27 protein-coding genes and 1 pseudogene are annotated in these 23,837 nt (G+C 70.0%); 22 read left to right on the forward strand and 6 right to left on the reverse strand.

Annotation, left to right across the window (positions count from 1 at the left end; all coding sequences use genetic code 11):
- Positions 1 to 29: 29 nt before the first annotated feature.
- The 4 genes from ACIGO8_RS33095 to ACIGO8_RS33110 all read right to left on the reverse strand — a co-directional run bounded on the left by ACIGO8_RS33095 (position 30) and on the right by ACIGO8_RS33110 (position 4,759).
- Positions 30 to 647, reverse strand: coding sequence for a DciA family protein (locus ACIGO8_RS33095; protein ID WP_399738422.1), 618 nt, complete (start codon positions 645 to 647; stop codon positions 30 to 32).
- A gap of 11 nt (positions 648 to 658) precedes the next feature.
- Positions 659 to 2,158 carry a transcriptional regulator gene (locus ACIGO8_RS33100; RefSeq protein ID WP_399738425.1) on the reverse strand — a complete coding sequence of 500 codons (1,500 nt, stop codon included), beginning with the start codon at positions 2,156 to 2,158 and terminating at the stop codon, positions 659 to 661.
- An 836-nt stretch (positions 2,159 to 2,994) separates the two neighbouring features.
- Positions 2,995 to 3,843 (reverse strand): hypothetical protein, encoded by an 849-nt coding sequence (locus ACIGO8_RS33105; RefSeq protein ID WP_399738426.1) that lies wholly within the window; start codon positions 3,841 to 3,843, stop codon positions 2,995 to 2,997.
- A gap of 1 nt (position 3,844) precedes the next feature.
- Positions 3,845 to 4,759, reverse strand: coding sequence for a sigma-70 family RNA polymerase sigma factor (locus ACIGO8_RS33110; protein WP_399738430.1), 915 nt, complete (start codon positions 4,757 to 4,759; stop codon positions 3,845 to 3,847).
- 373 nt (positions 4,760 to 5,132) lie between these two features.
- Between ACIGO8_RS33110 and ACIGO8_RS33115 the strand changes: the two genes are divergently transcribed.
- The 16 genes from ACIGO8_RS33115 to ACIGO8_RS33190 all read left to right on the forward strand — a co-directional run bounded on the left by ACIGO8_RS33115 (position 5,133) and on the right by ACIGO8_RS33190 (position 17,865).
- Complete coding sequence (locus ACIGO8_RS33115; RefSeq protein ID WP_399738433.1) at positions 5,133 to 5,990, forward strand: hypothetical protein; 858 nt, start codon at positions 5,133 to 5,135, stop codon at positions 5,988 to 5,990.
- 109 nt (positions 5,991 to 6,099) lie between these two features.
- A complete protein-coding gene (locus ACIGO8_RS33120; protein ID WP_399738437.1) occupies positions 6,100 to 6,522 on the forward strand; it encodes a hypothetical protein in 423 nt (140 codons plus the stop codon).
- A gap of 244 nt (positions 6,523 to 6,766) precedes the next feature.
- The gene (locus ACIGO8_RS33125; RefSeq protein ID WP_399738441.1) at positions 6,767 to 7,036 is read left to right on the forward strand and encodes a WhiB family transcriptional regulator; all 270 of its coding nucleotides are present in this window, start codon (positions 6,767 to 6,769) and stop codon (positions 7,034 to 7,036) included.
- Between the two features lie 75 nt (positions 7,037 to 7,111).
- Positions 7,112 to 7,288: a hypothetical protein gene (locus ACIGO8_RS33130; protein WP_399738443.1), complete on the forward strand. Its 177-nt coding sequence runs from the start codon at positions 7,112 to 7,114 to the stop codon at positions 7,286 to 7,288.
- 137 nt (positions 7,289 to 7,425) lie between these two features.
- Positions 7,426 to 7,680 (forward strand): DUF5999 family protein, encoded by a 255-nt coding sequence (locus ACIGO8_RS33135; protein WP_399738446.1) that lies wholly within the window; start codon positions 7,426 to 7,428, stop codon positions 7,678 to 7,680.
- 112 nt (positions 7,681 to 7,792) lie between these two features.
- The gene (locus ACIGO8_RS33140) at positions 7,793 to 7,957 is read left to right on the forward strand and encodes a hypothetical protein (protein WP_399738449.1); all 165 of its coding nucleotides are present in this window, start codon (positions 7,793 to 7,795) and stop codon (positions 7,955 to 7,957) included.
- Positions 7,958 to 8,068: 111 nt separating this feature from the next.
- Complete coding sequence (locus ACIGO8_RS33145) at positions 8,069 to 8,428, forward strand: hypothetical protein (RefSeq protein WP_399738452.1); 360 nt, start codon at positions 8,069 to 8,071, stop codon at positions 8,426 to 8,428.
- 140 nt (positions 8,429 to 8,568) lie between these two features.
- A complete protein-coding gene (locus ACIGO8_RS33150) occupies positions 8,569 to 10,767 on the forward strand; it encodes a DUF2637 domain-containing protein (RefSeq protein ID WP_399738455.1) in 2,199 nt (732 codons plus the stop codon).
- A gap of 245 nt (positions 10,768 to 11,012) precedes the next feature.
- A complete protein-coding gene (locus tag ACIGO8_RS33155; protein WP_399738458.1) occupies positions 11,013 to 11,528 on the forward strand; it encodes a hypothetical protein in 516 nt (171 codons plus the stop codon).
- A 3-nt stretch (positions 11,529 to 11,531) separates the two neighbouring features.
- On the forward strand, positions 11,532 to 11,732 hold the full coding sequence (locus ACIGO8_RS33160) for a hypothetical protein (protein ID WP_399738461.1): 201 nt from the start codon (positions 11,532 to 11,534) through the stop codon (positions 11,730 to 11,732).
- A 132-nt stretch (positions 11,733 to 11,864) separates the two neighbouring features.
- Positions 11,865 to 14,189 carry a hypothetical protein gene (locus ACIGO8_RS33165; RefSeq protein ID WP_399738464.1) on the forward strand — a complete coding sequence of 775 codons (2,325 nt, stop codon included), beginning with the start codon at positions 11,865 to 11,867 and terminating at the stop codon, positions 14,187 to 14,189.
- 11 nt (positions 14,190 to 14,200) lie between these two features.
- Entirely contained in the window at positions 14,201 to 14,635 is a 435-nt protein-coding gene (locus ACIGO8_RS33170; protein WP_399738467.1) for a hypothetical protein, read from the forward strand.
- Between the two features lie 86 nt (positions 14,636 to 14,721).
- Positions 14,722 to 15,564, forward strand: coding sequence for a hypothetical protein (locus tag ACIGO8_RS33175; protein ID WP_399738470.1), 843 nt, complete (start codon positions 14,722 to 14,724; stop codon positions 15,562 to 15,564).
- On the forward strand, positions 15,561 to 17,003 hold the full coding sequence (locus ACIGO8_RS33180; RefSeq protein ID WP_399738473.1) for a transfer protein: 1,443 nt from the start codon (positions 15,561 to 15,563) through the stop codon (positions 17,001 to 17,003). The genes ACIGO8_RS33175 and ACIGO8_RS33180 overlap by 4 nt, the downstream gene beginning before the upstream one ends.
- A 76-nt stretch (positions 17,004 to 17,079) precedes the next feature.
- Entirely contained in the window at positions 17,080 to 17,271 is a 192-nt protein-coding gene (locus tag ACIGO8_RS33185) for a hypothetical protein (RefSeq protein ID WP_399738477.1), read from the forward strand.
- A 90-nt stretch (positions 17,272 to 17,361) separates the two neighbouring features.
- Complete coding sequence (locus ACIGO8_RS33190) at positions 17,362 to 17,865, forward strand: hypothetical protein (RefSeq protein WP_399738480.1); 504 nt, start codon at positions 17,362 to 17,364, stop codon at positions 17,863 to 17,865.
- Positions 17,866 to 17,950: 85 nt separating this feature from the next.
- Here the strand turns inward: ACIGO8_RS33190 and ACIGO8_RS33195 are convergent, their stop codons facing one another.
- Positions 17,951 to 18,145: a hypothetical protein gene (locus tag ACIGO8_RS33195; RefSeq protein WP_399738483.1), complete on the reverse strand. Its 195-nt coding sequence runs from the start codon at positions 18,143 to 18,145 to the stop codon at positions 17,951 to 17,953.
- A 115-nt stretch (positions 18,146 to 18,260) separates the two neighbouring features.
- On the opposite strand from ACIGO8_RS33195, the gene ACIGO8_RS33200 reads away from it, so the two are divergent.
- Positions 18,261 to 19,079: a hypothetical protein gene (locus ACIGO8_RS33200; RefSeq protein ID WP_399738486.1), complete on the forward strand. Its 819-nt coding sequence runs from the start codon at positions 18,261 to 18,263 to the stop codon at positions 19,077 to 19,079.
- 1,222 nt (positions 19,080 to 20,301) lie between these two features.
- Here the strand turns inward: ACIGO8_RS33200 and ACIGO8_RS33205 are convergent.
- Complete coding sequence (locus ACIGO8_RS33205; protein WP_399738488.1) at positions 20,302 to 20,688, reverse strand: barstar family protein; 387 nt, start codon at positions 20,686 to 20,688, stop codon at positions 20,302 to 20,304.
- An 84-nt stretch (positions 20,689 to 20,772) separates the two neighbouring features.
- Between ACIGO8_RS33205 and ACIGO8_RS33210 the strand changes: the two are divergent.
- The 5 genes and pseudogenes from ACIGO8_RS33210 to ACIGO8_RS33230 form a co-directional block, all read left to right on the forward strand.
- Positions 20,773 to 20,901 (forward strand): annotated as a pseudogene (locus ACIGO8_RS33210) (diguanylate cyclase domain-containing protein); the annotation flags it as partial.
- 53 nt (positions 20,902 to 20,954) lie between these two features.
- Positions 20,955 to 21,212: a hypothetical protein gene (locus tag ACIGO8_RS33215; protein WP_399738490.1), complete on the forward strand. Its 258-nt coding sequence runs from the start codon at positions 20,955 to 20,957 to the stop codon at positions 21,210 to 21,212.
- 126 nt (positions 21,213 to 21,338) lie between these two features.
- Positions 21,339 to 21,632: a hypothetical protein gene (locus ACIGO8_RS33220; RefSeq protein ID WP_399738493.1), complete on the forward strand. Its 294-nt coding sequence runs from the start codon at positions 21,339 to 21,341 to the stop codon at positions 21,630 to 21,632.
- Positions 21,633 to 21,800: 168 nt separating this feature from the next.
- Positions 21,801 to 22,535, forward strand: coding sequence for a ParA family protein (locus ACIGO8_RS33225; RefSeq protein ID WP_399738495.1), 735 nt, complete (start codon positions 21,801 to 21,803; stop codon positions 22,533 to 22,535).
- Entirely contained in the window at positions 22,535 to 23,656 is a 1,122-nt protein-coding gene (locus ACIGO8_RS33230; RefSeq protein ID WP_399738499.1) for a ParB/RepB/Spo0J family partition protein, read from the forward strand. Before ACIGO8_RS33225 ends, ACIGO8_RS33230 begins: the two co-directional genes overlap by 1 nt.
- Positions 23,657 to 23,837 lie beyond the last annotated feature (181 nt).

Consider the following 23,837-nt stretch of genomic DNA (forward strand, 5'->3'; position numbering starts at 1 on the left):
AATGCCGATCCCACGAAGACCGCATGTTGTCAGCTTTCACCGTTCGCCGGGGTACGGGTGGTCAGGAGGACCGCGAGCGTGCGTCGGTACCCGGCCGAGGCGTTCTCCCTGGTCTTCACCGGGCCGATCGGCCGGTCGGCGGGGCGGGTGGCCACTGGTGGTTCCGGAGCCGAGAGGGCAGCACTCGCCGGAAGGACGCGGACGTCGCGGACCATGGTCTTGCCAGCCCGCTGGTTGGCCGCGTCGATGATCTGGGCAGTGAGCAAGCGGAGCTGCGTTCCGTAGGCCGGTGAGTCGGGGCGCAGGTCGAGCCGCCCGGTCGGGGAGTCGAAGGTGACGGCGGTGGCGTGGGCGGCCAGGTTCGGTGCGACCGCGGCGGCGATGTCGGGCCACTGGTCGAGGAGGTTGCTTCCGGAGGCGGGCACGTCCCAGGCCCGCTCGGCGATGAGGGACTGGATGACGGTGGCGAACCCGGTGGGGTCACGACGGTCGCGCTGCTGCACGGTCGCGCGCTTCGGCCGGCGCGGGGCACGGGTCTGGGCGCCGCGCTGACGGGCGGCCTCGCGGGCCTGGTGGAGCGCGATTCGGGCGAGGTCGGCGCCGGATGCTTCGGGAACGCTCGGAGCCGGCAGGTCGGTCTCGGTCATGGCGAGTCTTCCTACTGCGTCTGGTAGGTGGTCAGGGAGCTTCGGGCGAACCCGGCGAGCTGTTGGGCGCGGCGGACCAGGTCCTCGCCGAAGAGGTGCCGGGCCGCGGCGGTGCCGAGGGCGTGGATCGTGTCGTCGATCAGGTCGGTCGTCCCGAGCTGGAGCTGGGCACGGGCCTGGCCGCGCATCTCGGTCCGTTCCTCGTCGCTGATCTCGAACGGATCGGCACCGGCTTGAGCGGGCTGGGCAGGGCCGTTCAGGACCGACTGCTGGAGGTTGTTGCGGGCGGCGTTGTTGACGTGGGCGAACGCGGTCTCGATCTCGCGCTTGAGGGCGGCGTCGGCTGGGGATTCCCATGCGCCGTCCTGCCGCTCGCGCTCGGCACGGACCTGTTCGATGCGGTGGCGGCGCCGGGCCTCCAGGGCCCCGTGCCACTGCTCGACGGCGGCAGTGCGCTTGGCCGGAGTGTCCAGGACACTCTCGGCCCTGTTCAGCAGGACGGCGAGCAGGCCGGAGCCTCGGCGGACACGCTCGGCCTCGCCGCGCAGGTGGAGCCAGGCGAGAACCTCGTTCACCGTCCATCCGGCATCGGCGACACCACGCACCACCCAGGCGATCCGGGGCGTCGAGCAGCCACGCAGCCAGTCGACCCGCTCGGTCAGCTCACGGGCGAGCTGGAAGCGGCGGCCGACCTTGTTCAGCTGCCGCCGTTCACCCGCGCTGGAGCGGGTCCTCGCCTTGGCCTTCTTCGCGGTGGAGGAGGTGCTCACCCCGCTTGCGAGCTTGCTCTCAGGGGGGAGGGAAGTACCAGCCGCAGAAGACCCAGTTGAGGTACCCACCTGCATTGGGGTGCAACGGGCTTCACCAGGAACAGCCGTCCCAACCCGCTGCTCAGCACCCTTGCGGGCAGCCCTTACCGAGGTCTTCGACGACGCCTTCGCCCGCCGCTTGCGCACCTTCCGGGCGGCCTTCCTAGCCAGCTTCGCCATCAGCTCCCGGCCGGCCTCCGCGATCCCGGACACCGCCCGCGTGTACGCCGGAGCAGTCTCATCGCGCTGCACCGTGCGGATCCCCAGCGCGACGTCGAACTCCGGCGGGATCATCCGCGCGAACTCTGAGGCCTGCGCCGGACCGCCGGCCACCCGCGTGCCCTTGACGATGTACGCGAGCAGCCCGGCCTCCCGCAGCATCCCCAGGTGATACTCCACCGACCGCTCCGACAGCCCGGTGCGCCGCACCAGGTACTCGATCCCCGGACGACACGGGAGCAGCGCCGCGAGCTCCTGGGCGACCCGCACCGTCGTCGGCCCGAAGCTGCGCGGACCGTGCGACCGGTACCGCCGCGGCTGATACAACCCGGACCCGGCCACCCAGTGGACCGCCTGCATCCACGAGTAACCCTCCCCCGCGATCCGACCCGTCGACGTCGACAGCCACTGCCGCGCCTCCGGCACCCACAGCTCGGGCAGCGTGACCACCGAGTCGTCGACCGAACCGCGCGGCACCGGCACAGACGCCGCAACCTCCGCCCTGAGGGCGCTCACCGCGGACCATCGACGATGACGAGGGTCGTGTCGGCACGGAGTGCCGTAAGAGACAACGCGCAGACAGAACTAAAGCGGATCAAACGGTCACAGCTGAGCTGGAAAACGGCATGACAGTCCTGCACAATGACTCCTGTCGTTGCGGCCTCGCCGAAACGGCATGACGAAGCCCGCTTGCGGTGCTTCGGCGAAGCCCCAAGTAGGTGCTTCGTGGTTCTGGGAGAACCAGTACGAGCGTTCGGATCCGGCGGCTAACCGGGTGCGAACGACCCCTTCGATCGGGCGGCTAACCCGGTCGGTGTTAGGGGGCGCTCAGCCGAGGTGCGGCTAACACCTCGAGGACTGGGCGTCCCGGCGGCCATGGCCCGATAGGGCGCCGCCAATCACGCTGCTACGGCGATACAACCCCCTCCTGGGAGTGCGGGCCGCGCTGCCCACCAGCGCGGAAGTAGGAGAGTCCGGACTGGGCCACGCGGCCGATGGTCCGAATGAGGAAGAGCGTGCGGAAGCGCGAACGCCCCGCCGGAGCGACGCGAGTGCGTCGCTGCGACGGCGGGGTGGTGTGTGTCCGCGTGCGGGTACGGGTACCCTGCATCACGCGACCGCCTTCCTCTCAGTAAAGGTGGTTCGCCGGGCCGGGTTACTCCGGCCGAGAGCCCTCAGGACTTGCCTAAGGTCCAGAGGGCTTTTTCTCTTGCTGCTGTGGATCAGATCCGAGGACACCCTACTCTCACCACCTGCCGCAGAGTGACGACAGGTCACACCGTGTCGGGGCGTACGTGAGGGGCCATCACGGCTTTTCCTCATTGGCGATCGGGGGGCGTCTGCGTAGGCTGATCTGCGGTCATGTACGCGGCGGTCGCGTCGTCGGACCGCTTGAACCGCGGCCACCGCTCGCCCACCGGGTCAGCGAGCTCGGCCTCGCGGGTGCGAGCGATGAGGGCAGATGGGCCCTCGCTGCGCAGCACATCGAGGAGTTGCGCCCAGGTCAGGACTCCGAAGCTGTCGACGAGCCGGCTCGCGCCGTCCGTCAGCAGAGCGGCCTGCTGAACTTGCGCAAGGTCGACGCTCCCTGTGATCGCCTCGTCAGCCGCGGCCGGGTTCGTTGCCGCTACCCAGTAGCCGCCGGGCCGGTTCCGGAGACGTCGTTGGACGGTGACAAGTGCGGAGACGCGAGCGGCGTGCTCGGGAGTGCCCGTCGGCCCTTGGAGCGCGGCCTCCATCTCCTCGCTGGCCACCTCCTCGACGCGTTTGTCGGTGATGGTCCGGATGCCCTCGTCGCCGAGGTCGAGCACCAGCACGTTGTCGGAGAGTACGAGGTAGTCGAGGATGTCACCCCGCTCACGGATCATCACGACGGTCGACGCCGGGACGGCCTCCTGGTCCAACGCGCAGCTGCCGCGGTGGAGGTCGTTGACCTCGGAGATGGCGCTTCGCAGCGCCTCGCGTAGCGACACCGCGTCGTCACCGATCAGGTTGATCAAGCGTGTCCCGAGCTGCCGCACGTACCAGGGGGTGCCGTGGATGCACCCCATGGGCAGGTCCTTGGGTGCGGACAGGCCGTCCAGCACGACGACCCCGGTGGGGCTGACGTGGACAGTGTCCTCGTTCGCGGTGCCCACACCTTGGGTCGAAGCCACGGATACCTGCACGTCAGGCCCCTTCCGGGCGGTAGAACGGCGTGATTTGCTCGCTCGCGACGATCTCAAGGGTCTCCGGGTCAAAGCGGCTGGAGATGAGGGTCGAGAACCGTCGCGCCTTGAGCTCGCGATGCACGGTGGCTAGCTCCTGGTTGAGCCAATGGACGACGCCACCAGAGCCGCGCGCGTGGATGCCGGCAACATACAAGAAGGTTCCCTTGCCATCGGGGCGTGGGAGCCGGCCGAAGTACGCGATGTCGCCGTTCTCGCCCCGGTCCATCGGTGAGCGGTAGATCTGCCCGGTGTTGCGGTCGGTGAGGTACCAGCCGTCGTCATCCTTGCCGAATCGCAGGTGGGGATCCCCTTCGAGGATCTGTTCGATGAGGGGCGACAGTCGAGGACCGCAGATGACCACGAGGTTGTTCCGGTTGAGCCGGACGTTGCCGCCGAGTGGAATCCGTTCAAAGCTGACTTCCAACCCAACGTCTTCGGCCAGCTCCCGCAGACGTTCGTACGTCTGGACGTCCTCGGTGGCAATCACGGGGCCCTGGATGGCCTTCTTCTTGCCATCCTTGTCGTTGCCGTCTTCCAACTTCTCGGCTAGCGCCACGATGACCTTGCCCGAGCCGAGGAAGAGCCTCTCCGGCGGAGCTCCCTTGGCGAGCTGGCTAACGCGTCCCTTGCTGATGCCGAGTTCGGACGCCAGCTGAGTGCTGTTCAACCGGCCCACACGCAGCGTCTCGTTCATCGCCTCATTTCGGACCGCCTGAAACTCGTTGCCGTAGTCCTGTACACGGCCAGCGAGACCATGAGCGACCTTCGCCCGCTCGAGAGGGTCGGGGAGCTCCTTCAGCTGGGACAAGGCGACGTCGAAAGCCGCATCGAACTGCTCTCTCAGCGCGGCTGGAGCTGCATCGTGCGCTTCCATGCGTGCCTCCCTTCATAGAGTCATGTTTACCCCATTAAACCTCATGGGTTCAAGGTGGTTGACGAGCGGCGCGAGGAGACCTATGGTTTCGACAGCCGAGCGGTTTAGGGCGCTAAATCTTTCGGTTGCGTTCGCTATATCTGCTTGTCGAGCGCCCAGCACTTCGCAGTTTTGCAGCCCGTCTCTTCGGAGTCGGGCAGGTGGTCGGAGGCGGTAGCACCACCAAACCCCCCGGCTGGCAGGACTGCTGTACGACGTCAGCGCTGATGCGCTGTCTGTCTGCCAGGACACGGCCGTTGGCCTGTGGGCCTGGTGGGCAGAGAGAGCATCCGCCCCCGCATACACCCCTCCCTCTTCCTGCTGAGGAGTCGCCATGCCTGAGCTCGCCATGCCCAAGGCCGCCATGCGCAAGGGCCGCACCCGTACCTCACGCGTCAGCCCCCTCGACGCGATCGCCCTCTCGACCCTGTCGCCCGGACACATCGACATGCGGACCGTGGAGACCACGCAGACCCGCCGCATCTCGTTGGTGTGCCCGGACTGCGGCACCTGGGTGGCCGTGAGTTCCAGCCGCGGCACCCACCTGCTCAAGCTCGTTCCGCATCACACCGGCCGGGCTGGCGTCGCCGACGCGATCCGCTGCCGCTCGAGCAACCGCCTCGTCGACGTGGACATCACCGACTATGCCTGGCGCCGCCAGTACAACGAGTGGGCCCGCGAGGAGCGCCTCGCCGTCGACCTGACCCGTCATCGCCGCGCCACCCTCCAGACCCTCAAGATCGCCCAGCCGCAGGAGCGCCCCGCCTACCGGCGAGCGCAGTGGGAGCGTGTGGTGCCCGCTGCCCGTCGGGCCGACGCCGCTCGCGTTCCTGCCGACGCGATCCTTGCGGCTAGCGGTGCGGCCGTCGACGGACCCGCTGGGAACTCGGCGGGCATGGCTCCCCAGACTGCCGGGGACCGGCGTTCCGTTCGTGCCCTGGCCACCGGCATCCTTCGCGCCTTAGGCGACGCCGCCCACGATCGGTGCGCGCGCGACGTCCTGGCGGAGCACCTCACTCGCGCCGCCTACACGCACCTTGCCACGGTCTGGCGCCGCCCCCTTGCCCCGGCAGACCAGCCCGCGCACACCGCGCTGGTGGCGGCGGTCAGGGCCCAGCTGCCCGCGCCGATCCCGGGCGAGACCGCTGCTGCCTACACCGCCCGCTGCCGCAGGTCCGTACTCGCCGCTTGACCTGTACCACCGCCCACGGCCCCGACCTCTTCTCCCGCTCCGCGAGGGGGACGAGGCCGGGGCCTTCTGCTCCCCGTCCCGCCTGACTCGCCGCAACCTGGAGGTCCTGATGCCCGCCCCCCTGACCCTGACGACGCACCGGCCCAGCACTGGCGAGGTGTTCGACACCGAGACGCTTACGCTCCTGGACGAGCTCGACGTCCCGCTCCCTACTGAACTCACCGACGCCGAGGTCGACCTCGACATCGCCTTCGGTACGCCGCTGGAGATGCACGAGCCCGCGGGCACCGCCCGGGAGACGCGCCGGTACGCGGCCGCGGTCCTGGCCGCGCCCGACCGCCGCCACGAGCTCGCCCTCTTCCACGGCGCGGAGATCGCCGCCCGCGTCGATGCTGGCCGCGACATCCTCGCCGCCGACCCGACCATCACCGCCCGCATCCGCGAGCGCCTGGTCGACGTCCTTCTCCCCCACGCCGACCGCCTGCGTTGGACGATCCGCTCTGGCTGCCGCCCCGAGTACGCCGCCGCCTGACCAGTCGACCTCGGACGGACGCCCACGATCAGTGGCCACCCCTACTGCACCAAGAGGTGGCCGCTGGTCGTGGCCGGTCGTACGGCCCGCCAACACGACGACAGCCCCGGCGACTTGGAACCCCCGGGGCTGTCCAGACCCTGACTGGAGGACCTGATGCCCACCAGCATCGCACGAAACGACGGCGACTCCGACCCGATCATGGACGAGGCCCTGCGCCGCGTCCGGCAGGGGAAGTGACGAGATGGACTGGCGCCACAACGCGGTCTGCCGCGACGAGGACCCCGAGCTGTTCTTCCCCATCGGCAACACCGGCCTGGCACTCCTGCAGATCAATGAGGCCAAGGCCGTCTGCACGCGCTGCCCGGTCATCGAGCAGTGCCTCCAATGGGCGATGGCCTCCGGCCAGGACGACGGCGTCTGGGGCGGACTGTCCGAGGACGAGCGCCGGGCGATGAAGCGCCGCGCCGCCCGCAACCGCGCCCGGAACACCCAGAACGGAGCGACGGTATGACGGACGCTGACCAGCAGCGCCTGAGCGACGCGTTACGCCGCACCAACGCCAACCACGACTTCGGCCGGCGATCCCGTGGCTGACTCCCTGCACGCCCAGTACATGAAGGCCGCGTCCTCCAGCCGCGCGCACGGCAAGACCTGCACCACCTGCTCGCCGAACGCGCGATGCGACACCGGCCAGCGTCTGTACGAGTCGTTCGCTCGACTCCAGGACGCCTACCTCGCCAAGCAGAGGGAGCGGCGAGGCTGACCCGCGGTACGGGACGGATCCAACAGCCGTCTCGTACTCGCGCTGCTTTGACCAGGCCGGTCGCCCGCGAGACGGGCGGCCGGCCTTCCACATGCTCCAGCCCGGGAACGTCTCGGGCTTGTCCCGCAGGAGGGCTCATGAGCAGCAGCACCCCGCACGACACCGCGACGACCGCCGGCACCACCCGGCTGCCCGAGTCGCTCTGCACGCACACCCCGACGTGCCCGACCGCCGACAGCCCGGACCGGGAGGCCGCGCACGTCCTGGCCGCTCACCCGGAGCAGGGCTGGAGCCTGCTGTGCAACGCCGTCGTGGTCTTCGAGGACACCGGCGAACTGCTCCCGGGCGGCCAGATCATCGCCCCGCGCCGCCCGGTCGAAGTCCCGTCCTGACGGTCGCCTGCTCCGCGCTCACCGGTCGCCGAACACCGGCGCGGCCGGTGCGGGCGGTGACGGGGAGCCGGACAGTCCGGACCCACTCCACCTCGGACACCTGGAGCGAGCAATGAGGAAACCTGCCCCGCATCTCGTGACGACGGCGAAGCCCTCTTCGGCCGCCGGCCCCGTCGAGCCGGAGACGCCTTCCACCGCGAGGGTGCGCGACACCATCCGGCTTCGCGAAGGCCACTCGATCCCGCCCGAGTGGATCGCCAGCCCCGACGGCAACTGACGTCTGACGGCTGCCTGATCCGCTCGCACCGGCCGCCGAACACCACGGTGGCCGGGACGGGCGGTGACGGGGAGCCGGACAGTCCGGACCACCTGACCGTCAGGAATCGCCGTGCGCAACAGCACCCAGAACCCCAGCGCCCTCACGTTCCAGCGAGGCCAGTACGTCCTGTACCGCGACCCGGAGAAGTCCTGGACCGGCCAGGCCGCCCACACCTTCGTCTGCCGCGTGGATCGGGTCTGCCTCCACAACACCTACGACCTGACCCCGCTGCCGTCGGGCCGTCCGATCTACTACGCGAACCCGGACTACATGCGGCTGCTGCCCGCCGCCGACGCGATGTACGACATCGACACTGCGCCGCTGAACAGCGACAGCGCGGCCGGCGACATGACCGCGGCCGCCATGGCCTGGCTCACCCAGCAGCACGCGACCGCCAACAAGCTGCCCGAACTGCCCGAGCAGCGCTGACCACCTGCTCACGCAGACGGCCCGCCGAGTCCCCGGCATGAGAGGTGCCGGGGACTCGGCGGGCCTGGTCACGACCCTACCGACCGCCGCCGATCCGCGGTGACCTCTTGCACGAGGCGCCGGAAAGAGAGGACACCTCCGTGGCCAACACCACCACCCGGCGCAGGCGTAAGCCCGCTCCGGCCCCGAACCCCCGAGGCACCGCCCGGGCCAAGGCGCCGCAGCCGCCGGCCACGATCCCCGCCCAGGCCGCCGCTCCCGAGGAGAGCATGCCGCTGCTCTTCGCGGCGGCCGACCCGGTCCTGGCCGACGCCGCCGACCGCGCCGCCGATCTGCGAGGCCTGGCCGCCGATGACGCCGCGCGCATCCTCGCCGACAGCGAGCAGCGCGCCGCCGCACTGCTCGACGGTGCGCGCACACAGGCCGCTTCGATCACCGAGGCGGCCACGGCCGAGCAGGCCCGGATGCTGGCCGCTGCGACAGCCGACACCGAGCGGATCCGTACCGAGGTCGCCCACCGCGCGGCCGTCGACGCCGCGCAGGTCCTGACCGACGCTGAAGCGAAGGCAGAGCAGCTGCTCACCGACGCCCGCAGCAAGGCCGACACCGTTACGACGACTGCCACCGCCGCGGCCGAAGAGATCCTCGCCGACGCCCGCAACCAGGCCGAGAAGGTCACCACCACGGCGCTCGCGCAGGCCAACGAGGTGCAGACCCAGGCCGCGCAGGCCGCTGAGAAGGTCCTCGCTGACGCGGAGACCAAGCGCGCCGAGCTGCTCTCGGCTGCGGAGCGGACCGCGGCCGAGACCCGGACCCATGCCACAACCGACGCCGAACAGCTCCTGCAGCGGGCGCGGGCCGAGGCCGACCGGACGCGCGAGAGCGCGGACGGCCAAGCCGCGCAGGTGCGTGCCGGAGCCGAGAAGGCTGCGGCCGGCCTTCGCCAGGACGCCGAGCGTGCCCTGGACGACGCCCGCAAGGCCGTCGAGGAGCTGCGGGCCGCCACCGACAAGGACGTATCCCGGCTGCGGGAACAGGCGGAGACGAACGCCAAGACCGCCCGGGAGGCGGCGGCCAAGGCCACGGCCGACCAGGCCGCCGCCGCGCTGGCCCTGGCCGAGGCCGAGCGGGTCCTGGAGGCGGCGTCGCAGCGCACCGTGCAGCGGGCCCGCCGTCGTGAGATCAAGGCGGAGTCGCGCGCCAAGCGGCGCAAGCTCCGCAACGACGCCCGGCCCGCCGGCGGAGTACCGCCGCTGTCCAGGCAGGAGCTGGTCCTGGTCGTCGCAATCGTCCTGGCCGCCGCGACCGTCTCCACCCTCGGCCTGCTCTCCTCCTACACCGCGCTGGAGACCAAAGCGGCCGCGTGGGGCTGGGAGTGGCCATGGCTGCTGCCGGTCGGTATCGACGTCGCGATCCCGGCGTTCACCGGCGCCAACCTGATCCTGATCCGGACGGGGATGGAGCTGCGCTGGATCCGCTGGGTGCCCCGCGCGCTGACGGCGGTGACCGTGTACCTGAACTGGAACGCCTCCGACTCCGCGTCGGGCCGCATCGGGCACGCCGCCCTCACGCTGCTGTGGGTCGTCTTCTCGGAGATCGCCTCCCACGTCTACGCCACGAGGATCGGCGCGGTCACCGGCAAGGTGCGCATGGAAACGGTGCGCCGCTCGCGCTGGATCCTCGCCCCGATCCCCACCGCCCGGCTGCGCCGCCGGATGATCCTGTGGGAGATCACCTCCTACGACGAGGCGCTCACCCGCCTCCAGCAGGAGACCTGGCTGCGAGCGCGGCTGCGCAAGGAGCACGGCTTGCTATGGCGGTGGACGGCTCCCCTGGAGCAGCGGATGGCGCTCAAGCTCGGCTCCGCGCCCGCCGCGCTCGCCGACACGCTCACCCCCGACGACGCTCACGCCATCGAGCGCGTCGAAGAGAGCGCCGACGCTCATAGCGCTCACCCGGAACCGAGCGGCGCTCACCCCGACATGAGCGCGCTCACCTCCGGAGACGCCGACGGTGAGCGTGAGCGTCTCGCGCTCACCACGGGCGCTCACACCGATGAGCGCGCCACCGAGAGGTACGACGCTCACCGAGCGGACAGCCCCCGCACGCGCAGCGAGCGGGACGCGCTCACCGAGCGCCGCCACGACCGCATCCGTCTCCTCTACACCGAGCTCGGTCGCCGCCCGCAGTGGACGGAGATCCGCGACGCGCTCACCGAGGCGGGCCTGTCCGACGAGCCCGTCTCCCGCCCGACCGCCCAGCGCCTGCGCGAGCAGGTCGAAGAGAGTGCCCAGGACGCCCTGGTGAGCGCGAAGGCGAGCGTCCCGGCGAGCGCCTGAGCGCCCGTCACCTTCAACCGCTCCTGCCGCTCATGGTCGCCACCGGTCCGCGCTCACAGTCCTGAGCGTGAGCGCGGACGGGTGACGGCCACGGCCGGCAGGCCGCTCGCCCGCATCCCGCCCCGAGCGGGGCGCGGCCGATCAGCCCGAACCGAGCACGATCCCGGCCCCGCTCGCACGCCTCGGGGACACGGACCCATGAACCCCTTCCCTCTCCTCACCCCGAGACCTGGAGGTCTTCTGCCATGCCCGTGAACAACAATCGATGGACCTCGGACCACCTGATGAAGCCCGGCGGCACCGCCCTGTACGGCGCCCAGCAGCGCGAGCGGCTGCGGCAGATGGCCGACGAGGTCAGGGCGCTGCTGCGCGAGTACCGGGCTGACCTGGAGAACATCAGGTTCGACGGGGACAAGCCCTTTGAGGCCCGTATCCGGGCCTATCTCGCGTCGCGTCCGCTGGCGCAGCTCGAAAGCGACCTCCGGGACGCCGTAAATCACGCCGGAAAGCTCGACGCCGAATTCCAGCGGCGCTATGTAGATCTGCCCGAGAAGCGTGAGAAGAAGGCGGAGAAGAAGGAGCTTGAGAAGGCGCGTAGGAAGGGCCTGAACAACGCCCGCGCGGTCGTCACTGCCGGACAGCTCAACGGCCTGTCGCAGTCCCTAAACGAGCCGACCGGCCACGGGAAGGGAGTCGCGAAGAAGACTGGCGCAGACGGCGGCGATCACACCTTCCAGGACTTCCTGGAAAAGAGGGCCTGATAAGTGGCTGCCCCGCTTTCCAAGGGCCAGAAGGCGCGCTGGAACAAGCGCCTGGCGGAGACCACCACGAACAAGGCGCGGGCGACCGCGCTGTGGGACCTGGCCCGCCTCTTGGCCGGCGCCGACGACAAGGCATGGGCCGACCTGGTCCTGCTGCTCCAGGGGTGGACCCAGAAGCAGCAGGGCCGGGGCCCCGGCTCGTAACGCTCCGCGCTCATCACTGCTCATCATCACCGCTTCACTCCGTGAATCGCGGGGTCCCCACACGCGCGCCTATACGCGCGCGTGAGGCACCCCGATTCGTGACCCTGAGTGACTGATCGAAGGAGACGGCCGATGGCCGACGACGACGCCGGGGGGACCGTCCTCGGTTTCCCCGGCGGGCTGACGATCCCGGGGCCGGTGGGCTGCGGCCCGCCGCCCGGGGCCGCAGCCCCCACCCTGGCCGCCCTGCCCGACCTGGCGCCCCCGCCCTCCCTGCTGGTGGCGGGAGACTCCGATGTCGGCGGCGCGAGTACGACGACCGCGCACGCGGACGCGGGAATGCCGGACAGCCCGGAAGGGCAGGGAATCGCCGCCATGTCGGTGGTGATGATGGCCGGAATTACCGTCGCCGCAATGCGCGGCGCATGGAACGCAGCCGCTTATCTGAAAGCCCGACACGAACACCACCGGGCAATTGCAGACCAGCAGCGAGCGGCGGCTGATAAAGCCGCGATCGGTGTTGAAGCAGCCCGCCAGAAAAGCCGCTTGCAAGCCGGTCCAGAATTCGGGCGCAGCACTCGCTCGGCAGGCGGCGGAGGTGGCCGGGCAAACTCCGGGAAGAATTCCACGCCCAGCACGTTCCGCTCCTCCGGCGGCTCCAAGCCGTTGGGCGGCTCCGGGACCAAGACGCCCAACAAGCCGTCTGGAGGCGGCTCTGGCGGCCGTACGCCCTCGCTGGGCACCGGCGGGCGCGCAGGCGGCGGCGGGGGCCGCAGAGGCGCCCTGGAGCCCTCCGGGACAAGGGGCGGCAGAAACACCGAGAACAGGGGCCGAAAGACCCCGACAACCGGCACGAAGAACAACTCCGGGAGCCTCTCCGGAGCCGTACGCGACCGTGCCACCGACCGGATCCGCAACGGTCCCAACCCGAAGAACGGCACCGGCACCCTCGGCACCGGCAAGTCCGGCTCGGGCGGCGGCACCACACCGTCCTCCGGGTCGAAGTCGGCCCGCGGGCCCAGGCCGAAGCCCGGCACCTCCGGCTCGAAGTCCGGTACGACCGGGACCAAGTCCGGCACCTCCGGAACGGGCGCGGGAGGCAAGGGCCGGGTCACGCTGACGGAGGCGGCGGCGAAGGAGTCGGCGCGCCGGCTGAAGCGGCGCCGCAAGCGGCTGTCCCCGCCCGTCCTGAGCACGGTCCGCAAGGGCAAGGGCAAGAAGGGCGCGGGGAAGTCGGGCAGCGGTCCCGGCCCGAAGCGCAAGGGCAAGGGCCGGGTCACGCTGCCCGCGGCCATCGCGAAGGAGTCGGCGCGGCGGCTGAAGAAGCGCCGCAAGCGGCTGGACCCGCCGGTTCTGACCACGGTCCCCAAGAAGAAGGGCAACAAGGGCAAGAAGCCCGCCGCTGCCGGCACCACGGGCACGACGACGCCGAAGGTCAGCCTGACCAAGAAGCCCAAGCCCGGCACCACGGGCACAACGACGCCGAACGTCAGCCTGACCCAGAAGCCCAAGCCCGGCACCACGGGCACGACGACGCCGAAGGTCAGCCTGACCAAGAAGCCGAAGGTCAGCCTCAAGAAGAAGCCGAAGCCGGGTACGGACGGCGCGGCCGGCGCCGGCGGCACGGCTCCGAAGGTGAACCTCCGCAAGAAGGTCAAGCTCACCAAGCAGCCGCGCAAGCCCAGCCCGGGCACGGCCGGGCCGCAGCCGACCGGTCCGGCCGGGGCGGTTCCCAAGCCGAAGGCGGACAAGCGCCGTTCCCGCCGCGGCTGGTGGGAGCGGGCGAGTGCCCGCCGCTCCGGCCGCCCGGCTCCCGACCCGTCCAGCGCCGCCAGCTCCGGCCCCACGCCGAACCCTCCGCCGGGCGCAACACCCGGCGGAGGGTTCGGCCCGCCCCCGGGCTGGGGCTACGCGCAGGGAACGACGATCACCGTCGAACAGGTCGGCGGCGAGGGCTGGGCCGCCCGCCGCGAGCAGAACCGCCGCGCGGCCCGCATCCCGGCCGGAGCCATTCCCGCATCACGAAAAGGAGGAACCGGAGTGACCGTGCCCGTCCCGGCGAAGGCACCTAACACCCAGTACGCGGACAGCGACCTGACGATCTACGACGTCATCGACTCCGACGCCGACATGGCGGAGGAGATCATGGCGGGCGTCGACGAGGCCAACGCCGCCGCTGAGGGCTGCGACAAGATGATGACGCGGCTGGAGGCCCTCCACACGAAGATCGTCGAACTCAAGGTGCCCGGCGTCCTGGAGGGCTGGGTGCTGATCCTGGCGGAGAAGGCCGTCAGCGTGAAAGCGAAGGCGGAGGCCCTGGCGGAGAAGCTGCCCGCCGCCTCCGAGGCCATCCGCACCGCCGGCGAGAACGCGGAGCGCCGCCACAAGCCGCTCGCCGACGCCGTCCGCGATGCCGGACACGCCGCCCCCGCTGAGCGCGACTACCACGTCGAATAGGAGAACCCACCGTGTCCGACCTCGTTCCCGTCATCGGCGGAGCCCTCCAGAAGACCGGCTCCGTCATCGTCGGTGCCGTCCGCTTCGGCATCGTCGTCGCCCAGCTGACCGCCGCCAGCGCCACCATGGCCGGCCTGTCCAACCAGGTCCGCTCCACCTTCAAGTACGTGGAGGACTGCGCGGACTCGGTCGACAAGCTCGCCGACCAGGCCGCCGCCCTCAGCGTCGACCAGTCGACCGTCAACGAGCACCGCGAGGCAGCGACCGTGATGCGGTCCTGCAAGGACGAAGCCGAAGCCATGGCGGTGGAGTGCGAGGAGATGTCCACGCTCTTCCACGAGACCGCCGACGGCCACATCGCCGACTACGGCGCGGTCGCAGACGCCGCCAACAACATGCCCGACGGCATCGAGATGGCCGACCGCACCTTCTACAGCAACCGCTGACCCACCCTCACCCCCTCACCACGAAGGGCGGCGAACCCCACGACGGGTTCGCCGCCCTTCCTCATGCCTCGAAGGAGAGCCCACCGATGATCCGCCTCGGACCCCTGCGCGGCCGCTTCACCCTGGCCCGCAACGCCTTCGGCCGCGTCGCCACCGTGGCCGGCACCGGCGCGCTCGCCACCGGAACCCTCACCCACGACTTCTACGGCCCCTCCGTACTGGCCGCCCTCGGCTGCGCCGGATGGGGCGCCCTGTGGTCGCTGACCCTGCCGCGCAACGCCGCGGGCAACACCGCCATGGGCCTGTACCTATCCCCGTCGGTGTCCATGGCCGCGCTGCTCACCGCACAGCGGATCGTGCCCGGCATCGACTGGTACTGGCAGCTGCTCGCCGACGCGGGCTGGACCGCCGTGGTGCTGCACGTGCGCCCTGCCCGCCTGGCCCGGGTCCTGGCCGGCCGCGAGAAGTCACTGACCCCCGAGGCCATCGAGCAGACCCAGGAGCTCCTGGCCGCCGACACCGACCAGGCCGGCCCGCAGCACCCGATGGCCGCCTACTGGGCGCAGCACGTCGCCATCGAGGGCGGCGCCGCCCCGAACACCGTGCTGGAGCAGATCGAACGCACCGGTGAGGAGTCGATGACCGCCGTCATCCGCTCCACCCTCCCCGGCAAGCCGGTTCCGAAGATCGACCTGCTAGAGCTGTCCGCGGCCATCAACTGGCCCGAGGACGACATCACCATCACGCCCGTGCCCAAGCAGGGCGCCGGGGTCCGGCGGCTGACCGTCGGCCAGGCCCCCGAGGAGGCCCTGGACATCTACACGGCCTGGGAGAAGCTCATCGCCCCCAAGGGCATGCCCTCCACCGTCATCACCGCGATCCGCACCGTCGACATCCCCGACGAGGAGACCAAGGAGCTCCCCGCATGAGCAAGATCTACGAGCTGACCGTGGAAGCGGTGGAGGCCGGCGACATCATCACGTACCACCCGATGAAGCTCGCCAACGCCCTGCGCATCAAGGACGTCAACCGGCTCGCGGTGGAGACCAGCGTCATGGGCGACAAGGCGCTGGTCACCATCTACCCGCACGACCCGCTCGCCCGCGTCATCCTCGCCGACCCGCAGATGCTGGTCATGGACGACCGCGGACGCGTATGGATCGGCCGCTACCACAACGGCCGGCCCTCCATGCTGCGCCTGTACGACCCGGCGTCCGGCTCCGCGCAGCGCCTGCTGCTGTTCGGCACCACCGGCGCTGGCAAGTCCACTGCCGGGCAGATCATTCTCGCGGCGATGAAGCGCTCGGGGATCGCCGTGCTGTACGCCGACCTCAAGGGCGGCCAGTCCGCCCCCGAGGCGTACGGGCAGACCGGGCCCGGCGCGGACGGCAACGTTGCCTGGCGGGTCACCACGCAGGAAGGCACGATGGCGCAGCTGCGCACGACGTGGCTGACCATGATGGACCGCCAGGAGCGCTACGCCCGCCTGGGACGCTCCAAGTTCCTGCGCGACCGGCCCGACCCGCTGATCTACCAGATCGTGGACGAGGCCAACCGCCTCCTGGAGAAGGGCGCGCCCTACCGGGACGAAGCCACGTTCTACATCAAGGACATCGGCCGCACCGGCCGCTCCCTCGGGGTCGGCATCGGCCTGTTCGCTCAGGCCGGCCACCTCGAGGAGATGGGCGGCAGCGACACCCTCCGGGCGATGCTCAAGGAGGGCGAGGTCATCCTCCTGCGCTGGACCAGCTCGATGATGAAGCAGCTGGTGACCGACGGCCTGCTGCCCGCCGGGCAGATCCTCGCCCCGATCCCGAAGTACGCGGGCGAAATCGACCTCGTCTCGCAGTTCGACGAGGAACACACCGACGACGACCGGCCCGGCACCCAGGGCACCGCCTACAACGTCAACGGCCACTACCCGACGTCCAAGATGCGGTTCTGGAACATCGGCTCCCCGATCCCCACCGAGGGCCTGGACCCGATGGTCCTCGACCTGTACGGCCCCGGCGCCCCGCCCGAGATCGAGGAAGCCGCCTGGGACCTCATCGGGGACGCCTACTGCCAACGCCTGGACGGCATGGAGGCCTACCGGGCCGTCTTCCCCGAGCCCGAAGAAGACGAGGACGGCGAAGGCGGCGGCGGGGGCAAGAAGAAGGACGGCGGCGCCAAGACGGCCGCCTCCCCGGTCCCCGCCTCCCAGCCCAAGCCCCGCGCCCGCACGCTGCGCGAACGCATCCAGGCCGTCCTGGACGCGCACGACGACCCGCTGGACGCGCTCCAGATCCTGGAGCTGGTCAACGCCGACGGCGGCCGCGAGGTCAAGCTCGGCAGCGTCCGCAACACCCTGACCGCGATCAGGAACTGACCCACACCCCTCGCCCGGCCGGGCCGGGCCTCGCGCCCCGCCCGGCCGCCGGCCTTCCCTAAAGGAGCTCTCCACTGTGGCGCTGACCGTCTCCCTGGTCTTCTTCGCCGGAATCATCGTCGTGGTCCTGCTGCGCACCGGCTACCTGCGGCTGTGGCCCGCGCTGGCCGCCGTCCTGTTCGGCTTCACCCTCGCCTCCACCGGCATCGCGCCCGCCATCACCAACGCGATCAGCAGCGTCGCCGGATGGCTCAGCACCCTCGGATAACCCACCCCACCCGCCCCGCTCCCCCACCCCTCGCGCCCTCCCCGCCACACGGCAGGGAGGGCGCGCCCGTACCCGAACGGAGACACCACGATGGACTTCCACTCCACCGACGGCCGCCCGATGTCCGACTCCGAAGCCGCCGCCGAAGCCCAGCGGATCATCGAGGAGAACTTCCGGCCCGAACCGCCGGTCCGCCACTTCCCGACGTCGTTCCGCGACCACTCCCCCGTGCCCGCCTACGGCGACACCCCGCACGTCCATCAGGACGACCGCCGGATCGTGCCCGCCTGGGCGGCCGGGATCGCAGTGGCCTCCATCGGTGTCGGCGCCGGGATCACCGGCATCGGCTGCGGGGCCTGGCTGGTCCTCCAGGGCCTCGCCTCGGTCACCCTGACCGGCGTCCTGATGGTCACCCTGCCGTTCGCCGGCCTCGCCATGGCCGCCACCGCGATCTGCGGAGCGATCAACCGCGCCCGCTCCGCCGTCACCAAGAACATCTACGAGGCCCCGGTCACCCAGAAGACCGAGATCAACAACCACAGCACCACGCGCGGCATGTTCTTCGCCCGCACCCGCAACGACATCCACAGCTGATCCCGGCACCCTGCGTCGCACTCGAATCCCGCCCGCACGGCCGGGTGTCGAGTACGGCGCAGGCCACCCCGGGCAGCCCGCGCAATCAGTCGTCGTCCAGGTAGATCAGCAGGCGGCCGTACTCATCGACCTCCGCCTCGTAGATCACGCCGTCGACGACCGCGTGGTCGACGACCACCTCGAAGTCGTCTTCGTCGTCGATCCACAGCACGCCGTCGTCATCCGTGAACGCCGGATAGATCACCCCGCCGGCGATCACCGAATCGAACTCGACTGCCATCGCGCCCCCCTTGCTGCTCCTGGCCTCGCCCCAGCCTGACGCACCACCAGGCCCCGGCGACAGAGACATTCCCATCCCGTACGCAGCGTCACCGCCCTCGAAGGAGATGCCGACCGTGGCTGACCACAACGACCGCACCCCGCACGTCCCCGCCCAGCGCCAGGAGTCCCCGGCCGCCGACGACGGCCAGGCCCTCGGCTTCCCGCCGCCCCCGCCCGTGCCCTCGCTCGAAGACCTCGAAGACAAGGAGCCGCGGCTGAAGGCCCTGCGCGAGTGGTGGGCCGACGCCTGGGACGACGGCGGCTTCCTGCACGACCGCTGGGAAGATCTGCGCCGCGCCCCCGGACTCGGCTGGCACGGCATGGCGAACTGGGTGAAGACGGCGCTCGGACTCGCCGGGATCAGCGCGGTCCTCATCCTGCTGGACGGCGCGACCGACGTCCTGGCCGACACCCTGCACAGCCTGCTGACCGCCGTGCCGCGCGTCCAGGTCGGCGCCGACACCTCCCACGGCGTCTTCGCCGTGGTCGACCAGCCGATCCGCACCTACATCGCGACGCACTCCGCCGCGCTGCCGCTCAGCACCTCCACCGTCTACACCGTCTGGCAGATCGTCGGCATCTTCGGCCTGGCCGGCGGGTTCTTCCGCAGCAGCGGCGCGCGCCTGACCTGGACCGCGTGGGGCGCGGCCAGCATCGCCATGGTCTGGGACGCCGCCCCCGACGAGAGCCGCACCATCGCCACCGGGCTCGCCGTCCTCGCCTGGACCGTCGCTTCTGCGTTCGCGCTGCGCGGGCTGACCCTGCGCCCGGCGTTCTTCACCCACATCCACAACGCCGGTCACCAGATCGAGCCGCACATCCACCTCCCGGCCCCGGCCGTCTCGGACGCTGACGACACCCGGGACAACGTGCACCCGCTCCAGAAGCGCTGACCTGCCGCCCTGCCTGGCTCTCGCCCGCCCCGCGCGGGCGAGGACCGGACAGGCCGACCGGCCGCCCGCCACACCCCACGCCGGCCACTCCCCCGCCCGCGCCGCCCAGCCGGGCACGACGAACCACCTCGCTGAACCGGCCCGCTGTACCGCGGACCGCCCTCACCCATCCCGAAGGGAACCCGCTGTGCGCGCATCCGTACGCCGCTCCGTCCAAGCCCTGCTCGACGGCGCCGACATGGTCACCATGCTGGCCGGTGCCGCCAGCGGCGCCGTGGCCTGCTACACCTACTACCCGGCTGCCTTCGACGCCGATCTGCGCCTGGCCGCCACCGGCGCCGTCGCTACGTCGCGCAGGAGTCCCCGGCCACCAACCTCGCCGCCCTCATCAGCCAGCTCGACACCGCCGCCCCGCACTACCAGGCGGCCGGCATCAACGGGCATAGGACCTGGAGACCGCCTCGTCCTACCTCGACGAGGCCCTCAACAGCACCGACGAGACCTCCCGCGACGTGTTCCTGCGCCGCACAGACGAGCTCCTGCGGCCGCTCGTCGGGGACATGACGCAGGAGAACCGCGCCGCGGCCGGTGACTGACCCGAACCACCCAGGCCGCGCGCGAGCTCTACCGACCGGACGTCGAGACGGCCGACGTCGTCAACGACCACCGCGGCTACTGACCGCCCCGCGACCGGCCCCTGCGCCGACCCGTACGACGTCGCCGTGATCCGGCGGCGGGCCGGTGCCGGGTCCCCGGTCAGCTGATGCACCATCGCAATCGCATCCATTCGGGCGAGTACGAGATCCGCGCTGCTGCTTTGCCCCGCCCTCGACTGACGACAAATGGCGCGAGTTCCAGCAGCACTTCGCCCTGAGGTCGAGTTGGGCACCTGCGGGCGCCCCTACGGAACTCCTTGCAAGCACGAGCGTGCCTGCGTTAGCTGCCCGATGCTGCGGATCGATCCCGGCCAACGAAAGCGACTGATCGAGATTATCCACAGCCGCACGGACCGCATCAGCGAAGCCAAGACCAACGGCTGGCTCGGTGAGGCAGAAGGGCTACAGGTCAGTCTCCAAGCCGCCAGCAAGAAGCTATCGGCGATGGATCAGGCCGGAGCCCGGACCAAGACCCAGGTCACTGATTCCCCAGATCAGACAACCCTCACGCCATACTCGCCCCACCTCATGGAGAGCCCTGCTGAACAAGGCGTCCTCGCGACCTGTCACCGGAGCCGCAGGACGCCAGGAGCGCGATCCTCGAAGATCTCGACCAGCCAGTCGAAGACAGTGGTTCCGCGCTCTTCCCTTGCTGCGGCAAGGTCGGCGCTGAACGAGGGGCGGTTCGTGGGGTGACAGCGTGACAGCCGGATCTCCAGCTGGCGGGCTGTCTCCGGATAGCCGAGATATTGGCGAGACACCTGGTGGTCGCGCCACTCGATCACGTAGTCATCGTCGTCGGGCGTTCCGAAGCCACCGCTGAGGCAGTCGGCGAAGGCGTCGAGGTTTCGGCCGAAGTAGCCCCCGGGACCGTTGATCGCTTCGCCGATGACTCGCCAGAAGTCTTCCAGCGTTCTGATCTGCCTGCCGTCCAGCACATATTTCGCTGTCACGGCTCGGAGGATACGTGCAGCTCCGCGGCTGCGTCCCTTCGATTCTGGCTGCCTCCGCTTAGTCCGGAAAACGGGTTCAAGGAGATCAACGACCGGCTCGGGCACGCGGCGGGCGACACCGTCCTCGCGTCGATCGAGGCCCGCCTCACGGCCTGGGCGGGCACGCGCGCAGCCGTCGGCCGGCTCGGCGGCGACGAGTTCGCCGCCGTCCTTCAGGCCTGCTGCGCGAGATCCAGCCCGGCGACTTCGTGCGTGTCATCGGCACCTTGGTCCCGCCCGCCGGACCCGAGGCACCTGCCCACTTCACGGTCGACGGCCTGGAGGTCCTCAGGCCCGCCCCGGCCCCCGTGGTCTACGGACTCGTGCTGGAGCGGTTCGGGAACTACGTCGTCGTCTTCGACGCCGACCGCGATCAGGTCCCGGTGTTCACTGTGTCCGGCCGCTGGGTCGGCGAGGCCGCCACTGCCGATGCCGATGCGATAGGCGACCTCATCGACGCCTACGAGGAGGGCAGCCTGCGATAACGACCCCCCTGCCCGGGCGCGCCGTCCTGGAACGGTTCCCTGCCGGCCACCCGCGCGGCTCCAGACCCGCCGACGAGTACGCCGCCACCCAGCGCGCCCAAGGCAGCGGCCAGCGTTCGGGTCGGGATGGGCCTGAACACCAACCGGTTCCTCGTGATCACTGACCGCATTACCGCCATGCGGTACCCGGCCGTCCTGGTATCCACGGCTGGCATCCCCAACCTCAAGCTAGGCGCGTGCCACCTGGGTGGTCTGAAGGCCGAAGGCCCGGTTCCTTCGCAGACCATTGTGGAGGAGCCGGGCTTTCGACCTTCCTCGGCCGTAGCGCTGGCCGTCCAGGGCTACGAGCAGGTCGTGGATGTCGCCCTCCGCGGGTCTCGACATGCCCTCGCACCTGAGGTCTTCAAAACCGGGTTTTGAAGCGCCACGGCGAGGGGCGGGAGGCGCGGACAGGCGACATGTTCAAAACCCGGTTTTGAAACCAGCCGCCGAAGGGCACCGAGACGGCCACTTCGTGACATCCTGTCCCGGTCCGCTAGTACCAGCCGACCTGGCTGGGAAGCATACGGAGCATCAGGAGTACCACCCATGGCACGGATTACCGCGCTCATCAACCGCAAGGGTGGAGTCGGGAAGTCGACTCTCACCGTGAACACCGCGGCCATCACCGCCCACGTTCTGGGCACAGCCCCCGTAGGCGACCCCCACTACGTCGCCGCAGTCTCCGCCGACCCGCAGGGATCGACCACGTGGTGGTCGGAGCGAGTCGGCCAGGAGCTCCCCTTCGCGTTCGAGCAGATCAACTCCAAGGACGATCTGGAACTCTTCTCGGCGCTGAAGAAGTCCCGCAAGGTCAAGCACGCCTTCATCGACACTCCCGGCTGGATGGACCTGCCCGAGGACGAGAAGGAAGAGGCCGGCGACCCGTTCGGCAAGAGCACCGCCGCCGACGCCATGCGCGCTGTGCTGGCCAACGCCGACGACATCATCGTCCCCGTCGAGCCCGAGCCCCTTGGCTTCATGCCGACCCGCGACACCATCGAGGAAGTGGTCAAGCCCCTCGGCATCCCCTACCTCGTCGTCATCAACAACTGGGACCCGCGCGACGGTGAAGCCGACTTGGATCAGACCCGAGATTTCATCCGCGCCCAAGGCTGGAACCTCGCCAACACCGTCGTGCGTCACTACAAGGTCCACACCCGGGCAGCACTCGAAGGCACCGTCGTGACCCAGTACAAGAAAAACCGCGTCGCCATGGAAGCCCGCGAGGATTTCTACCAGCTCGCCCTCGAGCTGGGCGCGGGGAAGAAGGGTGCCCGCTGATGGCGTCGAAGAAGCCCTGGTCTGACCTTCTCGACGGCCCTGGGAAGCCTGGCAGCAATCGCGAATCGGCCTCCGAGGCGCCTAAGGCGCAAGTTCCGCCGACCACGGTGTACATGCACACGATCATCGGCAATCCGGACAATCCGCGCACGGACGCCGACTACACCGACGATGACGCTGACTTCCGCGAGCTCAAGGAGTCGATGAAGTCGGTCGGTCAGCTCCAGCCGGCTGTCGCTATGTCCCGCGAGGCGTTCCTCCGTGTCAAGCCCCAGCATGGCGATCGTGTCGGCGAGGCCGAGTGGGTTGTCATCTTGGGCAACCGCCGTCTTCACGCGGCGAGGCAGCTTGGCTGGACGAAGTTCGAGATCCGCGTCCGGGACCGTCTCGGCGACCAGGACGACGACAAGGTCGACGAAGCGGTCGTCATCGAAAACATCCACCGCAAGAACATCCCTCCCTACAAGGAGGCAGAGTTCCTGCAGCGGATGGTGGAGCGTCACGGCTCCCAGGAGAAGGTCGCCGAGCGCATCGGCAAGTCGCAGATGTACGTCTCCAACCGGCTCGCCCTCCTCAACCTCGCACCCGAGCTCCGAGACGTCGTCGACACCAAGCAGATCAAGGTGAAGACAGCCGAGAAGATCGCCAGGATTCAAGATCCAGAGCAGCAGAAGGCGATCGCTGCCGAGGAACTCCGTAAAGCCAAAGAACCGAAGGCTCCGCGGAAGCGGGAGACCACAGTGTCGACGGCGCCAGCGGTTCAAAACCCGGTTTTGAACTCCGGCTCGGAGTCCGCCCCGGCGAGTGGGGGAGCAGTCGTCACCTCGGTCCCTGACCAGAGCAAGCCAACGGTCGTGGTTCCTGAGCCGCGTGTGACCCCGGCGCCGTTGGCAGCCCAGCTTGGCGAGGTCCCGTGGCATGACGGCGCAGCGCTCATGGACGCCGCCTTCGACAAACTGGACCCCGCTCAGCGCAGCGCGTTCATCCAGCACTACTTCCGGCGCAGCAGCGGAGTCGAAGCCGTCGTCGCCGACATGAGCGGCAACCTCAGCCCGCAGGCCCGCGCTTCACTAGCCGCCATTCTCCAGCGAGTCGCTGCAGGCCTCCTCTCCGAGACATAACCGTCCCCCTGGCCCCCTGCCCTCTGAACGGAGGGCAGGGGGCTGCTGCGCATCCAGGCCCCCCTTCGATCGGACGTGCGCTCAGACGTCGACTCGCAGTCAGCCAGAGATTGTCCAACCGACTCACTCCAGACAATGCCTAGAGCCGTGTTGGTCCAAGCCCGTCCTGTGAGCTCGCCGC

The organism is Streptomyces sp. NPDC053493, from assembly GCF_044544825.1.
Lineage (GTDB): Bacteria > Actinomycetota > Actinomycetes > Streptomycetales > Streptomycetaceae > Streptomyces.